This window comes from Streptomyces sp. NBC_00654 (assembly GCF_026341775.1).
Classification (GTDB): Bacteria; Actinomycetota; Actinomycetes; order Streptomycetales; family Streptomycetaceae; genus Streptomyces.
This window is the reverse complement of record NZ_JAPEOB010000001.1, coordinates 3,336,430-3,353,927: the sequence shown is the minus strand read 5'-3', so window position 1 is coordinate 3,353,927 and position 17,498 is coordinate 3,336,430. Positions and strand designations below refer to the sequence as shown.

Here is a 17,498-nt window from a genome sequence, read left to right as displayed (position 1 = left end):
CCCGGCACAATGCAGGCGAAGGGGACCACCCCCGCAAGAGCGTGCAGCGGCAGTCGCGGCAAGCTCTTTGCACGGCCAGCACAGCCAGTACGAGAAGGCGAGTCGGGAAAACCGTGACGACGTCCATCGAAGGCAGGATCGCCGAGGAGCTCGGCGTACGTGAGCGTCAGGTGAAGGCGGCCGTCGAGCTGCTCGACGGCGGGTCGACCGTGCCGTTCATCGCGCGCTACCGCAAGGAAGCGACCGAGATGCTCGACGATGCGCAGCTGCGCACGTTGGAGGAGCGGCTGCGGTATCTGCGGGAGCTGGAGGACCGGCGTACGTCGATCCTCGATTCCGTACGTGAACAGGGCAAGCTCGACGAGGCGCTGGAGGCGCGGATCCGGGCCGCCGACACCAAGGCGCGTCTTGAGGACATCTATCTGCCGTTCAAGCCGAAGCGGCGCACGAAGGCGCAGATCGCCCGGGAGGCGGGGCTCGAACCGCTGGCCGACGGACTGCTCGGCGACCCGTCGGTGGATCCGCTCGCGGCGGCCGCCGCGTTCGTCGACGCGGACAGGGGCGTCGCGGACGGGGCGGCGGCGCTGGAGGGCGCGCGTGCCATCCTCACCGAGCGCTTCTCCGAGGACGCCGATCTGACCGGCGAGCTGCGTGAGCGCATGTGGTCGCGCGGGCGGCTCGCGGCGAAGGTCCGGGAGGGCAAGGAGGAGGCGGGCGCGAAGTTCGCGGACTACTTCGACTTCGCGGAGCCGTTCACCGCGCTGCCCTCGCACCGGGTGCTCGCGATGCTGCGGGGCGAGAAGGAGGAGATGCTCGACCTGGTCCTGGAGCCCGAGGCGCCCGAGGAGGCGGACCGGCCGGGCCCCTCCGTCTACGAGAGCATGGTCGCCCGCCGCTTCGGCGTCGCCGACCGCGGCCGTCCCGGCGACAAGTGGCTCGGCGACACGGTGCGCTGGGCGTGGCGGACCCGGATTCTGGTGCACCTCGGCATCGATGTGCGGCTGCGGCTGCGTACGGCCGCGGAGGACGAGGCGGTACGCGTCTTCGCGTCGAACCTGCGTGATCTGCTGCTCGCCGCCCCGGCCGGGACGCGCGCCACGCTCGGTCTCGACCCCGGATTCCGTACGGGCGTCAAGGTCGCCGTCGTCGACGCGACCGGCAAGGTGGTGGCCACCGATGTCATCCACCCGCATGTCCCGGCGAACAGGTGGGACCAGTCACTGGCGAAGCTGGAGCAGCTGGCGAAGGCGCACCACGTCGATCTGATCGCGATCGGCAATGGCACGGCGTCCCGCGAGACGGACAAGCTGGCCGGTGAACTCATCGACAAGCACCCCGAGTTGAAGCTCACCAAGGTGATGGTGTCGGAGGCGGGCGCCTCCGTGTACTCGGCGTCGGCGTTCGCCTCGCAGGAACTGCCCGACATGGATGTGTCGTTGCGCGGTGCCGTGTCGATCGCCCGGCGGCTCCAGGACCCGCTGGCCGAACTGGTGAAGATCGACCCCAAGTCGATCGGGGTCGGCCAGTACCAGCACGACCTGTCCGAGGTGAAGCTGTCACGCTCGCTGGACGCGGTGGTCGAGGACTGTGTGAATGGTGTCGGTGTCGACGTCAACACCGCCTCGGCGCCCCTTCTTTCACGGGTCTCCGGGATCAGCTCCGGGCTCGCCGAGAACATCGTCGCCCACCGGGACAGCAACGGCCCCTTCCGGTCCCGCAGGGCGCTCAAGGACGTGGCGCGGCTCGGCCCGAAGGCGTACGAGCAGTGCGCGGGCTTCCTGCGCATCCGGGACGGCGACGACCCGCTGGACAGGTCGAGCGTGCACCCCGAGGCGTACCCCGTGGTGCGGCGGATGGTGAGGACGACGGGCAGCGAGGTCGCCTCCCTGATCGGGAACGCGGGCGCGCTGAGGTCGCTGCGGGCGGCCGACTTCGTGGACGACACGTTCGGGCTGCCGACCGTGACGGACATTCTGCGGGAACTGGAGAAGCCGGGCCGCGACCCGCGTCCGGCCTTCCGGACGGCCACGTTCAAGGAGGGCGTCGAGAAGCTCGGCGACCTGGCTCAGGGAATGGTGCTGGAGGGGGTCGTCACGAACGTCGCCGCGTTCGGCGCGTTCGTCGACATCGGCGTCCATCAGGACGGTCTGGTGCATGTCTCGGCGCTGTCGAAGACGTTCGTGAAGGATCCGCGGGATGTCGTGAAGCCCGGGGACATCGTGAAGGTCAAGGTCATGGACGTCGACATTCCGCGCAAGCGGATCTCGTTGACGCTGCGGCTGGACGACGAGCCGGGCGCGCCGGCCGGTGGCGGGCAGGGCGGTGGCCGGGGCGGCCGTCCGCCGAAGCAGCGACAGGGTCAGGGCGACGGCCGGGCGGACCGAGGTCAGCGGGGCCAGGGCGGCCAGGACCGGCGCGGCGGCGGGGGCGGTGCGGCCCGTGGCGGCGGCGCCTCCCGCGGCGGGGCGGGAGCCCCGGCTCCGGCCAACAGCGCGATGGCGGACGCGTTGCGCCGGGCCGGGCTGACGGATCCGCAGCAGGGCGGCGGCCGGAAGCGCTGAGTCCGGGCGGGTGCGGGGGCGCTGCCCCCGCACCCGGTGCTGTCAGAGTTCCTTGATCCCGCCGGCCGCGACCTCGACCCGCCGCGTCGTCCGAACGGCCTCCAGCATCCGCCGGTCGTGCGTGACCAGCAGCAGCGTCCCCGTGTACGACTCCAGCGCCGACTCCAGCTGCTCGATCGCGGGCAGGTCCAGGTGGTTGGTCGGCTCGTCCAGGACGAGGAGGTTGACGCCCCGGCCCTGGAGGAGAGCGAGGGCCGACCGGGTGCGCTCGCCCGGGGAGAGGGTCGTCGCGGGGCGCATCACATGGTCGGCGCGCAGACCGAACTTGGCGAGCAGGGTGCGGACCTCGGCGGGCTCGGTGTCGGGGACCGCCGCGCAGAACGCCTCCAGCAGCGACTCCGCGCCCAGGAACAGCTTCCGCGCCTGGTCGACCTCGCCGACCACCACGCCCGAGCCGAGCGTGGCGTGCCCCGAGTCCAGCGGGAGCCTGCCCAGCAGGGCGGCGAGCAGGGTGGACTTGCCCGCGCCGTTGGCTCCGGTGATGGCGACCCGGTCCGCCCAGTCGATCTGGAGCGATGCCGGCCCGAACGTGAAGTCGCCGCGCACGACCTGTGCGTCGCGAAGGGTGGCGACGACCGATCCGGAGCGGGGGGCGGTGGCGATCTCCATCCGCAGTTCCCACTCCTTGCGCGGCTCGTCGACCACGTCGAGCCGCTCGATCATGCGCTGTGTCTGCCGGGCCTTCGCGGCCTGCTTCTCGCTCGCCTCGCTGCGCGCGTTGCGGCCGAGCTTGTCGCCGTCGGTGGCCTTGCGCCGGGCGTTCTTGACGCCCTTGTCCATCCAGGAGCGCTGCATATGGCCGCGGGCTTCGAGGGCCGCGCGCTTGCCGGCGTACTCCTCGTACCCCTCGCGGGCGTGCCGGCGGGCGGTCTCGCGCTCCTCCAGGTAGGCCGCGTAGCCACCGCCGTAGAGGTTGATCTGCTGCTGGGCGAGGTCCAGTTCGAGGACCTTGGTGACCGTGCGCAGCAGGAATTCGCGGTCGTGGCTGATGACGACGGTGCCCGCGCGCAGTCCCGACACGAAGCGTTCGAGGCGCTCCAGGCCGTCCAGGTCGAGGTCGTTGGTCGGCTCGTCGAGCAGGAAGATGTCGTAGCGGGACAGCAGGAGCGAGGCGAGACCGGCGCGGGCCGCCTGGCCGCCGGAGAGCGCCGTCATGGGGAGGTCGAGGCCGATGGTCAGCCCCAGGTCGGCGGCGACCTCCTCGGCCCGCTCGTCCAGGTCGGCGCCGCCGAGTGCGAGCCAGCGCTCCAGGCTCTCGGAGTACGCGTCGTCCGCGCCCTGCGCCCCGTCGACCAGGTCCTGGGTCGCGGCGTCCATCGCGCGCTGGGCGTCGGCGACCCCGGTGCGGCGGGCCAGGAACTCCCGCACGGTCTCCTCCGGGCGCCGCTCGGGCTCCTGCGGGAGGTGCCCGACGGTGGCGGTGGGCGGGGAGAGCCGCAGCTCCCCCTCCTCCGGCAGGTCCAGCCCGGCGAAGAGACGGAGCAGGGACGATTTTCCGGCGCCGTTGACTCCGACGAGACCGATCACATCACCGGGCGCGACGACGAGGTCGAGTCCGGCGAAGAGTGTGCGGTCGCCGTGTCCGGCGGCGAGGTCCTTGGCGACGAGGGTGGCAGTCATCAGGGTGTCGATACTAATCGGCCGCGGGACGCACCGGGGCGGCCGAGCCGGCGGCCGGGGCGCGCCTGGGAGGCGGCCCCGCCGCGCGGGGCTCCCGGGGAGTGCCCTCAGTCGGAGGGGTCGGACTTGTGGCGCCGGTCCGTGGTGATCTGTGCGGTCCCCGGGCCGATCCGGATCTCGAAGTCGCCGTCGTACCTGGCGTGGCCCTCGATCACGGCGGATTCGACGGCTTCCACCCCGAACTCCTGCCGGACGATCTGCGGGTCCTGGCGCAGGTCCCGCATCAGGGCCACACACATCCCGATCATCACGATGGTGAAGGGCGCGGCCACCAGGATGGTGAGGTTCTGGAGCCCGGCCAGCGCGTCTCCCTTGCCGTCGCCGATGAGCAGCATGACGGCGGCGACGGCGCCGGTGACGACTCCCCAGAAGATCACGACCCACTTGGCCGGTTCGAGGACGCCCTTCTGGGAGAGCGTGCCCATGACGATGGAGGCGGCGTCCGCGCCGGAGACGAAGAAGATGCCGACGAGCACCATCACCAGGACGCTCATCACGGTGGGGATGGGGAACTCCTGGAGGACACCGAAGAGCTGGGCCTCCGGGGTGTCGGCGTCGCCGAGCCTCCCGGCTTCCTGGAGCTTGATCGCCGAGCCGCCGAACACGGCGAACCAGACCAGGCTGACGGCGCTGGGGACCAGGATGACGCCGCCGACGAACTGGCGGATCGTCCGGCCCCGGCTGATCCTCGCGATGAACATGCCGACGAAGGGCGTCCAGGAGATCCACCAGGCCCAGTAGAAGACCGTCCAGCTGCCGAGCCACTCGGCCACCTTGTCCTTGCCGGTCGCCTCGGTCCGTCCGGCGAGCTGGGCGAGGTCGCCGAAGTACGCGGCGATCGACGTGGGCAGCAGGTCCAGCACAATGATGGTGGGACCGGCGATGAAGACGAACACGACCAGGATCAGGGCGAGCACCATGTTGGTGTTGGACAGCCACTGGATGCCCTTCTCCACGCCGGAGACGGCGGAGGCGACGAAGGCGATGGTCAGGACCCCGATGATGGCGACCAGCAGTCCCGTGCCCGTCTTCTCCTTCCAGTTCAGCTCGTGGAATCCGCTGCCGATCTGGAGGGCGCCCAGGCCCAGGGAGGCGGCCGATCCGAAGAGGGTCGCGAAGATGGCGAGGATGTCGATGAAGCGGCCGATGCCTCCGTGGGCGTGCCGTGCGCCGATCAGCGGCTCGAAGACCGCGCTGATCGTCTGCCGCCGGCGTCGGCGGTAGGTGCTGTAGGCGATGGCCAGCCCGACCACCGCGTAGATCGCCCAGGGGTGCAGCGTCCAGTGGAAGAGGGTGGTGGCCATGGCCGTCTGCATGGCCTCGGCCGCGTCGGCGGGATGGGTGCCCGGAGGCGGATCGATGAAGTGGGCGAGCGGCTCACTCACCCCGTAGAACATCAGGCCGATGCCCATGCCGGCGCTGAACATCATCGCGACCCACGAGACGGTCCGGAATTCCGGCTCCTCGCCCTCCTGGCCGAGAGAGATCTTCCCGTAGCGGCTGATCGAGAGCCACAGCGCGAAGACCACGAAGCCGGACGCCGCGAGCATGAAGGCCCAGCCACCGTTGTGGATGAGCCCGTTGAGCAGTCTGCTGGAGACCCTTTCCAGCGAGTCGGTGGCGACCGAGCCCCAGAGCACGAAGGCGAGGGTGAGGACCGCCGTGACTCCGAACACCACCCGGTCGGTCGTGGGGCTCCTGCCGTGGGGCGCCTCGGCGGGGAGATCGGCCGTGACCGGCAGATCTCCCCGTCCACCCGTTCTCTGATCGTCCTGCGACACGAATGGCACCTTTCACGGAGTCCGAAAATCGCTCTCCGTAGGCAGTACCACACAGGACGCGCATCTCAGGGGATCAACAAGCGGTATCGGCTTGACCGTTTGTGAGGTGATATGTCGCGCGTTCGTCGAGCAGGAGGGGAATCAGGGCGCGGGCCGACTGCCGCAGCGGTACGTACGCTCCGTCGCCCTCCCGCCGGGAGGTGACGCCGTGCAGGGCCAGTTCGTCCCGCACATCGGCGTACTGGGCCGCGTCCAGCCGGTAGCCGCACGGCGGGTCCTGCAGGATCTCGTCCGGCTCGGCCGGGTCGTTGTCCGCGCCGCCCAGATGGACGGGCCCCCGGTCCGCGAACCCCGCGAGCCGCGAGGCGGTGGTGGCGGCCTCGATCCGGCCGCGCTGCTGCCCGGTGAAGGCGAACAGACCGTCGAGCGCCGCCTGCTGGGACCGGACCCTGCGCCGCTGGTTCAGCGCGTGGTCCGCCTTCTCCTCGTCGGTGAGCGCGTCGACCCGGGATTCGATGAGCAGACCGACCGCGTGCTTGATGCCCGAGGTGTTGCGCAGGATCCGTTCCTGGCCGTCGCCCGCCGTCTGCTTGATGGGGTCGCCGGTCACCGGATCGGTCCAGATGCCGTACAGGCCGCTGCTGAAGCCGGCCGCCGTCGCGGCGGTCCTCACATAGCGGTCGGACAGGGTCTGCGAGGCCTCGTGCACCCGGTCGGAGACATTGGGGTTGCGCGGCCACAGGACGAAGAGGTCCTTGTCGTAGTACGGGGGTGTCGCCCCGTACTCGTGCAAGTCGTAGATGACATCGGGACGTCGGTCGCGGATCACCGCCGCCATGGCCCGGCCCTCGGCGGTCTCCAGGGCGATGTGGTCGCGGTTGATGTCGACACCGTCCGCGTTGCCCCGGGTGTTGGCGGCGCGCCCGTCGGGGTTGGCCGTCGGCAGGACCAGCACCCGGGTACGGGACAGGAAGTCGCGGGTCGCGCGGTCCTCGGCGAAGGCGAGATCGCGGACGGTCGACAGACACGCCTCGCGGCCGGAGGGCTCGTTGCCGTGCTGACTGCAGATCAGCAGCATCGTGTTCGACGTGGGCCGGTGCCCGCCGATGCGGACCAGCTGGAGCGGCCGGCCCTCCTCGGTCGTGCCGATCCGGTCGACGGAGACCCGGTCGCTCCCCCGGTCCACGGCGGCGAGGAAGGACTGTTCCTCCGGCTGCCCCGTCCAGCGGGCCCCGTCGCTGAGCTCGAAACCGGTGCGCGGCGGGCGGTGCGCGGCCTCGGCGGGAACCGTGGCGAACGGTACGGCGAGCGCGGCGGCCAACGCCGCCAGCACCATCGTGCGCACGGCCGTTCGACGGTCGTGCGGAGCACCCGTCCGCCGCGGCGTTCGCACGGCGTCCGGCCGGAGGGACGGGCGAGGGGCGAGGAATCGGAGTGCACGGGCGATGCGAGGGGTCATCAGCGGCTGCCTCCCGGGTGCGGGGGACGGGCACGGGGGTACCCGCCGGCCTGTCGGCGTGTGCGGAAGGTACCCCGGTCAACTCCTGTGCGACAGGGGGCGATCACTCGCGCCATGACGGCCGGATGGCGATCGTGTGACAGAAATAGCCATGAGCCGGTCAAAAACGCTCTCGTCTGGCTAGTGTCGCCACGACCGGTCGGAAGATCATCCGCCCCGACGACTTGGAGCATTCGTGCACCGCAGACTCATCGTCCCCAGCGCACTCGCGGCCACCCTCGTGCTGGCGATCCCGGCATCGGCCGCCGGAGGCACCGTGGGCGCCCCGGGTATCGGCGACCCCTACTACCCGGCCAGCGGCAACGGTGGCTACGACGTGTCCCACTACGACCTGCGGCTGAAGTACCAGCCCGCGACCGATCTGCTGGAAGGCACGGCGACGCTGCTGGCCACCCCCACCCAGCAGCTGACCCGCTTCAATCTCGACTTCGGCCTCGCCGTCTCCGAGGTACGCGTGAACGGCAGGAAGGCCGGCTTCGCGAAGTCCGGGGAGCAGGAGCTGGAGATCACCCCGGCGGCCGCCCTCACGAAGGGCAAGCCGGTCTCGGTGGTCGTCCGCTACGCCGGAAAGCCCTCCGAGCTGAAGGTCAACGGCTGGACCGCGTGGGCCCGCACCCCGGACGGCGGCGTCGCCGCGCAGGAGCCGGACTCGGCCGTGTGGTGGTTCCCGAGCAATGACCACCCGCTGGACAAGGCGACGTACGACGTGTCGGTCTCCGTGCCGGACGGCACCCAGGCGATCAGCAACGGCGTCCTCCAGTCGCAGAGTTCGAAGCTGGGGTGGACCAGGTTCAACTGGCGTTCGGACAAGCCGCAGGCGACGTATCTGACGACGCTGGCGATCGGCAAGTTCGACATCACGACCGACAAGACGGCGGACGGCCTGCCGGTCCTGAACGCGTACAGCAAGGACCTCGGCGGCAACGACGGGGCCGCGCGCGCCAGCATCGAGCGCACGGGCGAGGTCGCCGAGTGGCTGACCGAGGTGTTCGGCCCGTACCCGTTCAACGCCCTGGGCGGCTATGTACCCAATGTGACCAGCGGCTTCGCCCTGGAGACCCAGACGAGGCCGTTCTACAGCCCGAGGCAGTTCGCCAACGGCGCCAACGTCTCGGTCGTCGTGCACGAGCTGGCGCACCAGTGGTACGGCGACAGCGTGTCGGTCGAGGGCTGGAAGGACATCTGGATCAACGAGGGCTTCGCCCGGTACAGCCAGTGGCTGTGGTCGGAGAAGGAGGGCGAGGGCACGGCGCAGGAACTGGCCGACTACACCTACGCCCAGCACCCCGCCGACGACGCCTTCTGGACGGTGAAGCCGGGCGACCCGGGCCCGGACAACCAGTTCGCCGGGGCCGTCTACGACCGGGGCGCGCTGGCACTCCAGGTGCTGCGCAACGAGGTCGGCGACGACACGTTCTTCGCGCTGCTGAAGGGCTGGCCGGCCGAGCACGCGTACGGCAACGCGAACGTGGGCGACTTCGTACGGTACGCGGAGCGGGTCTCGGGCAAGCCGCTCGCCGGGCTCTTCGACACCTGGCTGTACCGGCCCTCGCGCCCGGAGCTCCCGGCGGCGGGCGCCACCGCCGCGGGCGGGCGGACCGAGGCACCGGCCGCGCGTGAGAGCGCGCGCCGGGCGGTACGTGAGGCGGCCGGGCCCGAGCGGCCCGCGTCCTGGAAGAAGATCGCCGCGACGAACACGGTGCACGACCACCGCTGACCCCCGGCGGTACGTCCCGGGCGCCGTCGCTCCCCCGCGGAGCGGCGGCGCCCGGTCTGCCCGCGGGGGCGGCGGATAGGCTGGCGGGCGTGCGAGCAGTTCCCGCCAGTCCCGGCCCGCGACGGCCGGATTCCCGTGCGTACGAGGAGCGTCCCTTGTCCCGTCCGAGCCCCGACTCCCTCCGTGACGCCCGGCCCACCCTGGAGGCGGTGGCGGCCCGCGCGGGCGTCTCCCGGGCGACGGCCTCCCGGGTGGTGAACGGGGGCGCCGGGGTGCGGCAGCCGCTGGTGGATCAGGTGCGCAAGGCCGTCGAGGAGCTCGGCTACATACCGAACCACGCCGCGCGCACGCTGGTCACCCGGCGCAACGGCGCGGTCGCCGTGATCATCGACGAGCCCGAGTTCCGGATCTTCTCCGACCCGTTCTTCTCCCGGCAGATCCGCGGCATCAGCCGCGAACTGATTCTGCACGACGCCCAGTTGGTCCTCCTCCTGGTGGAGGGGAGCGGCGACTTCGACCGGGTCACGCGCTATCTCGCGGGCGGCCATGTCGACGGCGTGCTGGCGTTCTCCCTGCACACGGACGACGAACTGCCCGCGATCATCAGCCGGTTCCGGGTACCGACGGTGTACGGCGGACGCCCCGGGTCCGGCTCCGGGCCGGCGGTTCCCTACGTCGACTGCGACAACCGCGGTGGCGCCCGCGAGGCCGTACGCCATCTGGTCGCGCTGGGGCGGCGGCGGATAGCGCACATCGCCGGACCGCGCGACCAGACCTCGGCCCTGGACCGGGTCGACGGCTACCACGACGCCCTGCCCGCAGGCGATCCCGGCCTCGTGGTGGACAGCGACTTCACCGCCGAGGGAGGCGCGCGGGCCATGGCCCGTCTGCTGGACAGCCACCCCGGCGTGGACGCCGTCTTCGTCTCCAACGACCTGATGGCCTCGGGTGCCCTGCGGGTGCTGCGGGAGCGCGGCCGCCGGGTTCCCGAGGACGTGGCCGTGGTCGGCTTCGACGACATGGCGTCCGTCGCGGAGGTCACCGAGCCGCCGCTGACGACGGTCCGGCAGGATGTCGAGGGCATGGGCCGGCTGATGGTCCGGCTGCTGATGCGGCGGCTGAACGGAACCGGGGACGAGGCGACCGCGTCCGTCATCACCCCGACCGAACTGGTCCTCCGCGCCTCGGCCTGACCGCGGCCCGCCGCTCCCCACCGCCTCCCGCACCCTCACCCCGGCCCGCCGCTCCCCACCGTCTCCCTCACCCTCACCGCGCCCTCCCGGGCCTTCGCCTCGCCCTCGCGCGCCCTCTGCCGCGCCCTCTGCCGCGCCCTCGCGGGGATGCGAGTGCCGCCGCCCTCGCTCCCCCTTCCTGGAATCCGTGTCAGCAGTGTTGACGCCGCTCGTGAAACAAGTCGATAGTATTTGTAACTTTGACTCCCTGAATCCTATGGATCGTCAGACAGCAGTGATCTCAAGGGAGTTGAAGCACCCCGCTGCCGTCACCACGCGTTCCAGGAGGGTGCACCATGGGCCGCTACAGCCGTCTCCGAGAGGTCCGACGGATGGATCCCACCCGCGACTACGCCGAAATCCTCCGGCTGATCACGCAGTACGAGTTCCCCTGGGACTACCGCCAGGGCGTGAGCATCGCGTTCCTCCGCGACTTCGGGGTCCCCCGGATCTCCGTACTCCTCGACCGCACCCAGGAGTTCGAGCGGGCCGGACAGAAGCGGTACGACGACACCGTCCTGATCGGGTACGAGATGGCCAGGGACGGCTTCGACTCGGCGCGCGGCCGGGCCGCGGCCCGTCACCTCAACCGGATCCACGGCAGGTACCGCATTCCCAACGAGGACTTCCTCTATGTGCTGGCCACGACCGTCGTGGGGCCGAAGCGGTGGATCGACCGGTTCGGCTGGCGTCCGCTGTGCGCCCAGGAGATCGAGGCACTCACCCAGGTCGGGCGGAAGACGGCGGCCGTGATGGGCATCGAGGGCGCTCCCGTGACGTACGAGGGCTTCGAGCGGCTCCTCGACTCCTACGAGGAGCGGATGTTCGCGTACGACCCGGCCAACCGGCGGGTCGCGAACGCCACGTTCCGGACGATGGCGAGCCGGTATCCGCGCCCGGTGCGCCCGCTGGCCGCACGCTTCTCGCTCGCGCTGCTGGACGAGCCACTGCTGCGGGCGCTGGGCTTCCGGGTGCAGCCGCGCCCGGTCAGGGCGGCCGCGTCGGGTGCCCTGCGGGCGCGGTCGCGGCTGGTGCGGTTACTGCCGGCCCGGCCCGGGTGGCTGCCGTCGCGCCCGCAGCCACGCTCGTACCCGTTCGGCTGGCGACTGGATGATCTCGGCCCGCACTGGGCGCGGAGCCGCCCGCTGGAGCCCCTGCCCGACGAGGTCCGGGCCGCCGCCGCGGCGCCCACGGCGCGGAAGCCCTCCTGAGCACCCGCCCCGGGCGGAGCCCCGCCGGCCGGCCATGCAGCCCGGCCGCCCGTGAGGCCTCAGCCGGCGGCGAGCAGCGGGACGAGATAGCGGCGCGCGAAGGCGCGGACCTGCTCGTCGTCGTCCAGCTCGAAACAGCTGACCGGGTTGAGCAGGAACGAGACGGTGATCCGCACCATCAGTTCGGCGACGGGTGTCGGGTCGCTCTCCGGCCGGCCCTCGGCCCGCCGCACCTGGCGCAGCCGGCCGGCCACATATCCGCGCATGGCGAGGAAGGCGGGCCCGCTCTCCAGGGTGAGGAAGGGCAGCATGATCTCCGGTTCGAGCCGCAGCAGACCGCCGACGAGCGGGTGTTCCCGTATGTGCTTGAGGACGGCGGTGAAGCCCTCGACGAGCCGGTCCTCGATGGTGGGCAGCGCGGCGACCGCGTCGTCGACCTCCACCACGAACCGGCGGTACTCACGCAGCAGACAGGCCGAGACGAGGCTGTCCTTGTTCCCGATCCGCCGGTAGACGGTCACGCGCGAGACCCGCGCCCGCTTGGCGACGTCGTCCACGGTCGACCGGCGCAGCCCGAAGGTGATGAACTGCTCACGCGCCGCGTCGAGGATCTGCTCGCTGAGCGCGTCCGACGGCGGAATCTCCGTGAGCGCCCTCGCGAGCAGTGCCTCGTTGGTACTCAGCGCCGGCATGAGCCCTCCCCCGTCCCTGCGGTCCGACTCCACCATAGCCATGCCGGGACGGGGCGACGCGCTCCCTCACCCCGTAACTCCCCGCCGTTCGGGCATCGTTCCGGCAGGGCGTGGCCCGGGACGGCTCCCACCGCGAGGTCAGTCCGAGCCGTAGTCGTACACGGTCACGGGTATGCCCTCGGCGACGAGGCGCTGTCCGATCAGCGGCTCGATCCTGGACCACTTGCCGCCCGCCAGCCCGCAGCCGATCCGCGGCATATGGACCGAGGCCCCCAGCTCCGCGGCCCGTCCGGCCACCGCGCCCAGAGCCGCGTCCACCGCCTCGTACCGCACGGGCACCCCCTTGCTGCCCGTCCGCGTCCCCCGCTGCCCGATCATGTTCGCCACCCAGGTGTACGGAGCGACCTGGACGAACTGCACGGCCCCCAGGGCGAAGTCGTTGCCCGCCCGCTCCCGGTACCAGCGGCGGTACTCCTTCTCCGGCTCGGGCCAGCGGCGCGAGAGGGCGAGCACGAAGCCCTTGCCCCAGCCGCCCAGATCGTTGCAGACATGGGCGATGAGCTTGACGCCCTTGCCCTGCGGGGCCGTGGCGTCTCCCCGTACATAAGTGATCTCCGGCATTCCCCCACCCTACGAACCACCACTGACAATCACGCCCCGTCGCCGCCCACCACTTTCACAACAGTGGTGAGACAGCAATACTGATGAACCGGACGGGTGCACGGACACGGACACGGGCACGGCCGCGGGAAGCGAGGAGCAGACATGGTGACCGGGACCGACGAGCCGACGCTCACCGTCGACGAGCTGGCGGCGCGCGCCGGAGTCACCGTGCGTACGGTGCGTTTCTACAGCACCCGCGGTCTGCTGCCGCCCCCGGTCATCGGTCCGCGCCGGGTCGGGCACTACGGACGCGAGCATCTGTCCCGTCTCGCCCTGATCGAGGAGCTCCAGCACCAGGGCATGACGCTGGCCGCCATCGAGCGGTATCTGGAGCAGCTGCCGCCGGATCTGAGCGCGCACGATCTGGCGATCCACCGGGCGCTCGTGGCGTCCTGGGCGCCGGACAAGGCGGAGCACACGACCAGGGCGGAGCTGGAGCGGCGGGCCGGGCGGGCGCTCACCGAGGCGGACGTGGACCGGCTGGCGGCGATGGAGGTGCTGGAGCGGCCCGAGGAGGCCGGGGGGAGCTACCGGGTGGATCCGGGGCTGCTGCGGCTCGGAGTGGAGCTGCTGGACGTGCCGATCGCGCACGAGACGATCCTGGCGGCGCGCACGCTCCTGGTGGAGCACACCCGGGCGGCCGCGCAGGAGCTGACCCGGCTGTTCCGGGACGAGGTGTGGAATCCCTACCGGGAGCGCGAGTCGGACCCGGAGCATGTCGCGGCGATGAAGTCGCTGTCGGCCCATATGCAGCCGATGGTGGTGCAGGCGCTGGTGACCGCGTTCCAGCGGTCGCTGAAGCAGGAGCTGCGGGCCGCGTTCACGGCGCGGTGAGTGCGCCGTGGACGCGGCCCGTGCCGCCCGGGGTCAGTCGTGGAAGGTCTCGCCCTTCCCCGCCTTCTCCACCAGCAGTGCGGGGGGCAGGAACCGGTCGCCGTACCGCTCGGCGAGTTCGCGGGCGCGTGCCACGAAGCCGGGCAGGCCGCCCTCGTACCCGTTGATGTACTGGAACACACCACCGGTCCACGGCGGGAAGCCGATGCCCATGATGGAGCCGATGTTGGCGTCGGCGACGGAGACGAGGACGTTCTCCTCCAGGCAGCGGACACTGTCCAGCGCCTCGGAGAACAGCATCCGCTCCTTCATGTCGATGAAGGGCACCTCGGCGTCCGGCTTCGCGAAGTGCTCCCGCAGCCCCGGCCACAGACCCGCCCGCCCGCCGGCCTCGTCGTACTCGTAGAAGCCCGCGCCTCCGCTGCGTCCGGGGCGCCCGAACTCGTCGACCATGCGGTCGATGACCTCGTCGGAGGGGTGCCCGGCCCAGGTGCCGCCCGCTTCCTCGACCGCCCGCCTGGTCTCGTCGCGGATCCTGCGCGGCAGGGTGAGGGTCAGCTCGTCCATCAGGGAGAGCACCTTGGCCGGGTAGCCGGACTGGGCCGCCGCCTGCTCGACCGACGCGGGCTCGACGCCCTCGCCGACCATGGCGACGCCCTCGTTGATGAACTGGCCGATGACGCGCGAGGTGAAGAAGCCGCGTGAGTCGTTGACGACGATCGGCGTCTTCCTGATCCGGCGGACCAGGTCGAAGGCGCGGGCCAGTGCCTCGTCGCCGGTCCGTTCGCCCTTGATGATCTCGACGAGCGGCATCTTGTCGACGGGCGAGAAGAAGTGGAGGCCGATGAAGTCGGCCGGCCGCGACACCCCTTCGGCCAGGACCGTGATCGGCAGCGTGGAGGTGTTGGAGCAGAGCAGCGCGTCGGGCTCGATGACGTCCTGGATCTCCTGGAACACCTTGTGCTTGAGCGAGGTGTCCTCGAAGACCGCCTCGATCACCGCGTCGCAGCCCGCCAGATCGGCCGGGTCGCCGGTCGGGGTGATGCGGGCCAGCAGCTCGTCGCGCTTCGCCTCGGTCGTACGCCCCCGGGAGAGCGCCTTGGCGAGGAGCTTCTCGCTGTACGCCTTGCCCTTGGCCGCCGCCTCCGCGGAGACGTCCTTGAGGACGACGTCGATGCCCGCCCGCGCGCAGGAGTACGCGATTCCGGCGCCCATCATTCCGGCGCCGAGGACGGCCACCCTGCGGACCGGACGCTCCGGGACGCCCTGGGGGCGGTTGGCTCCCGAGTTGACCGCCTGGAGGTCGAAGAAGAACGCCTGGATCATGTTCTTGGCGACCTGGCCGGTGACCAGCTCGGTGAAGTAGCGGGCCTCGATGGTGAGCGCGGTCTCGAAGTCGACCTGCGACCCCTCGACCGCGGCGGCCAGGATGTTGCGGGGCGCGGGCATGGGGGCGCCCGCGATCTGCTTCTTCAGGTTGGCCGGGAAGGCCGGCAGATTGGCGGCGAAGCGCGGGTTGGACGGGGTGCCGCCGGGGATCCTGTAGCCCTTGACGTCCCAGGGCTGCCGCGACTCGGGGTTCGCGTCGATGAAGGCACGGGCCTTGGCGAGCATCTCCTCCCGGCCGGCGGCGACCTCATGGACCAGACCGTTCTCCAGGGCGCGACGCGGTGTGTACTGGGTGCCCTGGAGCAGCACCTTCAGCAGCGCGTCGGCGATGCCCATGAGGCGTACGGTGCGGGTGACCCCGCCGCCCGCGGGCAGCAGGCCGAGGGTGACCTCGGGCAGGCCGATGCGTGAGCCGGGCGCGTCGAGGGCGACGCGGTGGTGGGCGGCGAGCGCGATCTCGTAACCGCCGCCGAGGGCCGCGCCGTTGATGGCGGCGACGACGGGCCTGCCGAGCGTCTCGATACGGCGCAGCGACCTCTTGATGGCCATACCGGTGTCGAAGACGGCCTGGGCGTCCTCGGGGCCGGCCTTGATCATGTCCTTGAGGTCGCCGCCCGCGAAGAAGGTCTTCTTCGCGGAGGTGTAGATGATGCCGCGGATGGAGTCCTTCTCGGCTTCGGCGCGTTCCGCGACCGCGGCGATGGAGTCCTTGAACGCCTGGTTCATCGTGTTGGCGGACTGGCCCGGGTCGTCCAGTACGAGGGTGACGACGCCGGTCTCGTCCTGTTCCCAGCGGATGGTCGTGCTCTCGGTCATTGCTCTTCTTCTCCGTAAGCAGGGGTGGCCGGGACGGTCAGAGTCGTTCGATGACGGTGGCGACGCCCATGCCGCCGCCGACGCAGAGGGTGACCAGGCCGTACCGCTGGTCGCGCCGCTCCAGTTCGTCGATGAGCGTGCCGAGGATCATCGCGCCGGTCGCGCCGAGCGGGTGGCCGAGCGCGATGGCTCCGCCGTTGACGTTGACCTTGTCCAGGGAGAGACCCATGTCCCTGACGAAGCGCAGGACGACCCCGGCGAAGGCCTCGTTGATCTCGACGAGGTCGATGTCGTCGATGGTCAGCCCGGCCTTGGCCAGCGCCTTGCGGGTGGCGGGGGCAGGGCCGGTCAGCATGATGGTCGGCTCGGATCCGGAGACCGCGGCGGAGACGATCCGGGCCCGCGGGGTGAGACCGTATCGCTCGCCGGCCTGCTGGGAGCCGATGGCGACGAGTGCCGCACCGTCCACGATGCCCGAAGAGTTGCCCGCGTGGTGGACGTGGTCGATCTTCTCGACCCAGTGGTACTTCTGCAGCGCGACCGCGTCGAAGCCGCCCATCTCGCCGATCCCCGCGAAGGACGGCTTCAGCGCGGCGAGCGAGTCGGCGGTGGTGCCGGGCCGCAGGTGCTCGTCGCGGTCGAGGACGACCAGGCCGTTGCGGTCCCGGACGGGGACGACGGAACGGGCGAACCGCCCGTCCTTCCAGGCCTCGGCCGCGCGCTCCTGGGACAGGGCGGCGTACTCGTCGACATCGCGGCGGGAGAAGCCCTCGATGGTGGCGATGAGGTCGGCGCCGATGCCCTGCGGGGCGAAACCGGTCTGGAAGCTGGTCATCGGGTCCATCGCCCAGGCTCCGCCGTCCGAGCCCATCGGGACCCGGGACATCGACTCGACCCCACCGGCCAGGACGAGGTCCTCCCAGCCCGAACGGACCTTGGCGGCGGCCAGGTTGACCGCTTCGAGACCGGAGGCACAGAAGCGGTTCTCCTGGACCCCGGCGACGGAGTCGGGCAGCCCGGCCGCGATGGCGGCGATCCTCGCGATGTCGGAGCCCTGGTCCCCGAGCGGGCTGACCACGCCGAGGACGATGTCGTCGATGGCGGCCGGGTCGAGGTCCGGGAAGCGGTCCCGGATCTCATGGATGAGGCCGACGACCAGGTCGATCGGCTTGGTGCCGTGCAGGGCGCCATTGGCCTTGCCGCGGCCGCGCGGGGTGCGGATCGCGTCGTAGACGAATGCTTCGGTACTCAAGACAGCTGCCTTTCGGGGTGGTTCGGCGACAGGGGTCGGGCGGTGGGGCGGTGGTCGGGCGGCGCGGGTGGCGGTGGCGGGCCGAACGGGG

At 71.2% G+C, this 17,498-nt stretch carries 12 protein-coding genes; 5 read left to right on the top strand and 7 right to left on the bottom strand.

All coding sequences use genetic code 11. The features are described 5' to 3' along the window. The first annotated feature begins 113 nt into the window (after positions 1-113). A complete protein-coding gene (locus OHA98_RS14325; protein ID WP_266925824.1) occupies positions 114-2,561 on the top strand; it encodes a Tex family protein in 2,448 nt (815 codons plus the stop codon). A 42-nt stretch (positions 2,562-2,603) separates the two neighbouring features. Here the strand turns inward: OHA98_RS14325 and OHA98_RS14320 are convergent, their stop codons facing one another. From OHA98_RS14320 to OHA98_RS14310, 3 genes are all read right to left on the bottom strand, one after another. After that, positions 2,604-4,241: an ABC-F family ATP-binding cassette domain-containing protein gene (locus tag OHA98_RS14320; RefSeq protein WP_266925823.1), complete on the bottom strand. Its 1,638-nt coding sequence runs from the start codon at positions 4,239-4,241 to the stop codon at positions 2,604-2,606. Positions 4,242-4,348: 107 nt separating this feature from the next. After that, positions 4,349-6,082 carry a BCCT family transporter gene (locus OHA98_RS14315; protein WP_266925822.1) on the bottom strand — a complete coding sequence of 578 codons (1,734 nt, stop codon included), beginning with the start codon at positions 6,080-6,082 and terminating at the stop codon, positions 4,349-4,351. 73 nt (positions 6,083-6,155) lie between these two features. After that, positions 6,156-7,541 carry a M14 family metallocarboxypeptidase gene (locus tag OHA98_RS14310; protein ID WP_266925821.1) on the bottom strand — a complete coding sequence of 462 codons (1,386 nt, stop codon included), beginning with the start codon at positions 7,539-7,541 and terminating at the stop codon, positions 6,156-6,158. Between the two features lie 235 nt (positions 7,542-7,776). Between OHA98_RS14310 and OHA98_RS14305 the strand changes: the two genes are divergently transcribed. The 3 genes from OHA98_RS14305 (at position 7,777) to OHA98_RS14295 (ending at position 11,761) form a co-directional block, all read left to right on the top strand. Then, entirely contained in the window at positions 7,777-9,318 is a 1,542-nt protein-coding gene (locus tag OHA98_RS14305) for a M1 family metallopeptidase (RefSeq protein WP_266925820.1), read from the top strand. 155 nt (positions 9,319-9,473) lie between these two features. Beyond that, on the top strand, positions 9,474-10,511 hold the full coding sequence (locus OHA98_RS14300; RefSeq protein ID WP_266925818.1) for a LacI family DNA-binding transcriptional regulator: 1,038 nt from the start codon (positions 9,474-9,476) through the stop codon (positions 10,509-10,511). Positions 10,512-10,846: 335 nt separating this feature from the next. Beyond that, positions 10,847-11,761: an oxygenase MpaB family protein gene (locus OHA98_RS14295; RefSeq protein ID WP_266925816.1), complete on the top strand. Its 915-nt coding sequence runs from the start codon at positions 10,847-10,849 to the stop codon at positions 11,759-11,761. A 59-nt stretch (positions 11,762-11,820) separates the two neighbouring features. On the opposite strand, the gene OHA98_RS14290 is transcribed toward OHA98_RS14295, so the two are convergent. Further along, on the bottom strand, positions 11,821-12,453 hold the full coding sequence (locus OHA98_RS14290) for a TetR/AcrR family transcriptional regulator (protein WP_266925815.1): 633 nt from the start codon (positions 12,451-12,453) through the stop codon (positions 11,821-11,823). Positions 12,454-12,591: 138 nt separating this feature from the next. Continuing rightward, entirely contained in the window at positions 12,592-13,074 is a 483-nt protein-coding gene (locus OHA98_RS14285) for a macro domain-containing protein (protein WP_266925814.1), read from the bottom strand. A 144-nt stretch (positions 13,075-13,218) separates the two neighbouring features. Here OHA98_RS14285 and OHA98_RS14280 point away from each other — a divergent pair, with 144 nt between their 5' ends. After that, positions 13,219-13,950, top strand: coding sequence for a MerR family transcriptional regulator (locus OHA98_RS14280; RefSeq protein WP_266925813.1), 732 nt, complete (start codon positions 13,219-13,221; stop codon positions 13,948-13,950). A gap of 33 nt (positions 13,951-13,983) precedes the next feature. Here OHA98_RS14280 and OHA98_RS14275 read toward each other — a convergent pair whose 3' ends face one another. Then, positions 13,984-16,155 carry a 3-hydroxyacyl-CoA dehydrogenase NAD-binding domain-containing protein gene (locus OHA98_RS14275; protein ID WP_266925811.1) on the bottom strand — a complete coding sequence of 724 codons (2,172 nt, stop codon included), beginning with the start codon at positions 16,153-16,155 and terminating at the stop codon, positions 13,984-13,986. A 37-nt stretch (positions 16,156-16,192) separates the two neighbouring features. Next, complete coding sequence (locus OHA98_RS14270) at positions 16,193-17,407, bottom strand: acetyl-CoA C-acetyltransferase (protein WP_266925810.1); 1,215 nt, start codon at positions 17,405-17,407, stop codon at positions 16,193-16,195. Positions 17,408-17,498: the final 91 nt, after the last annotated feature.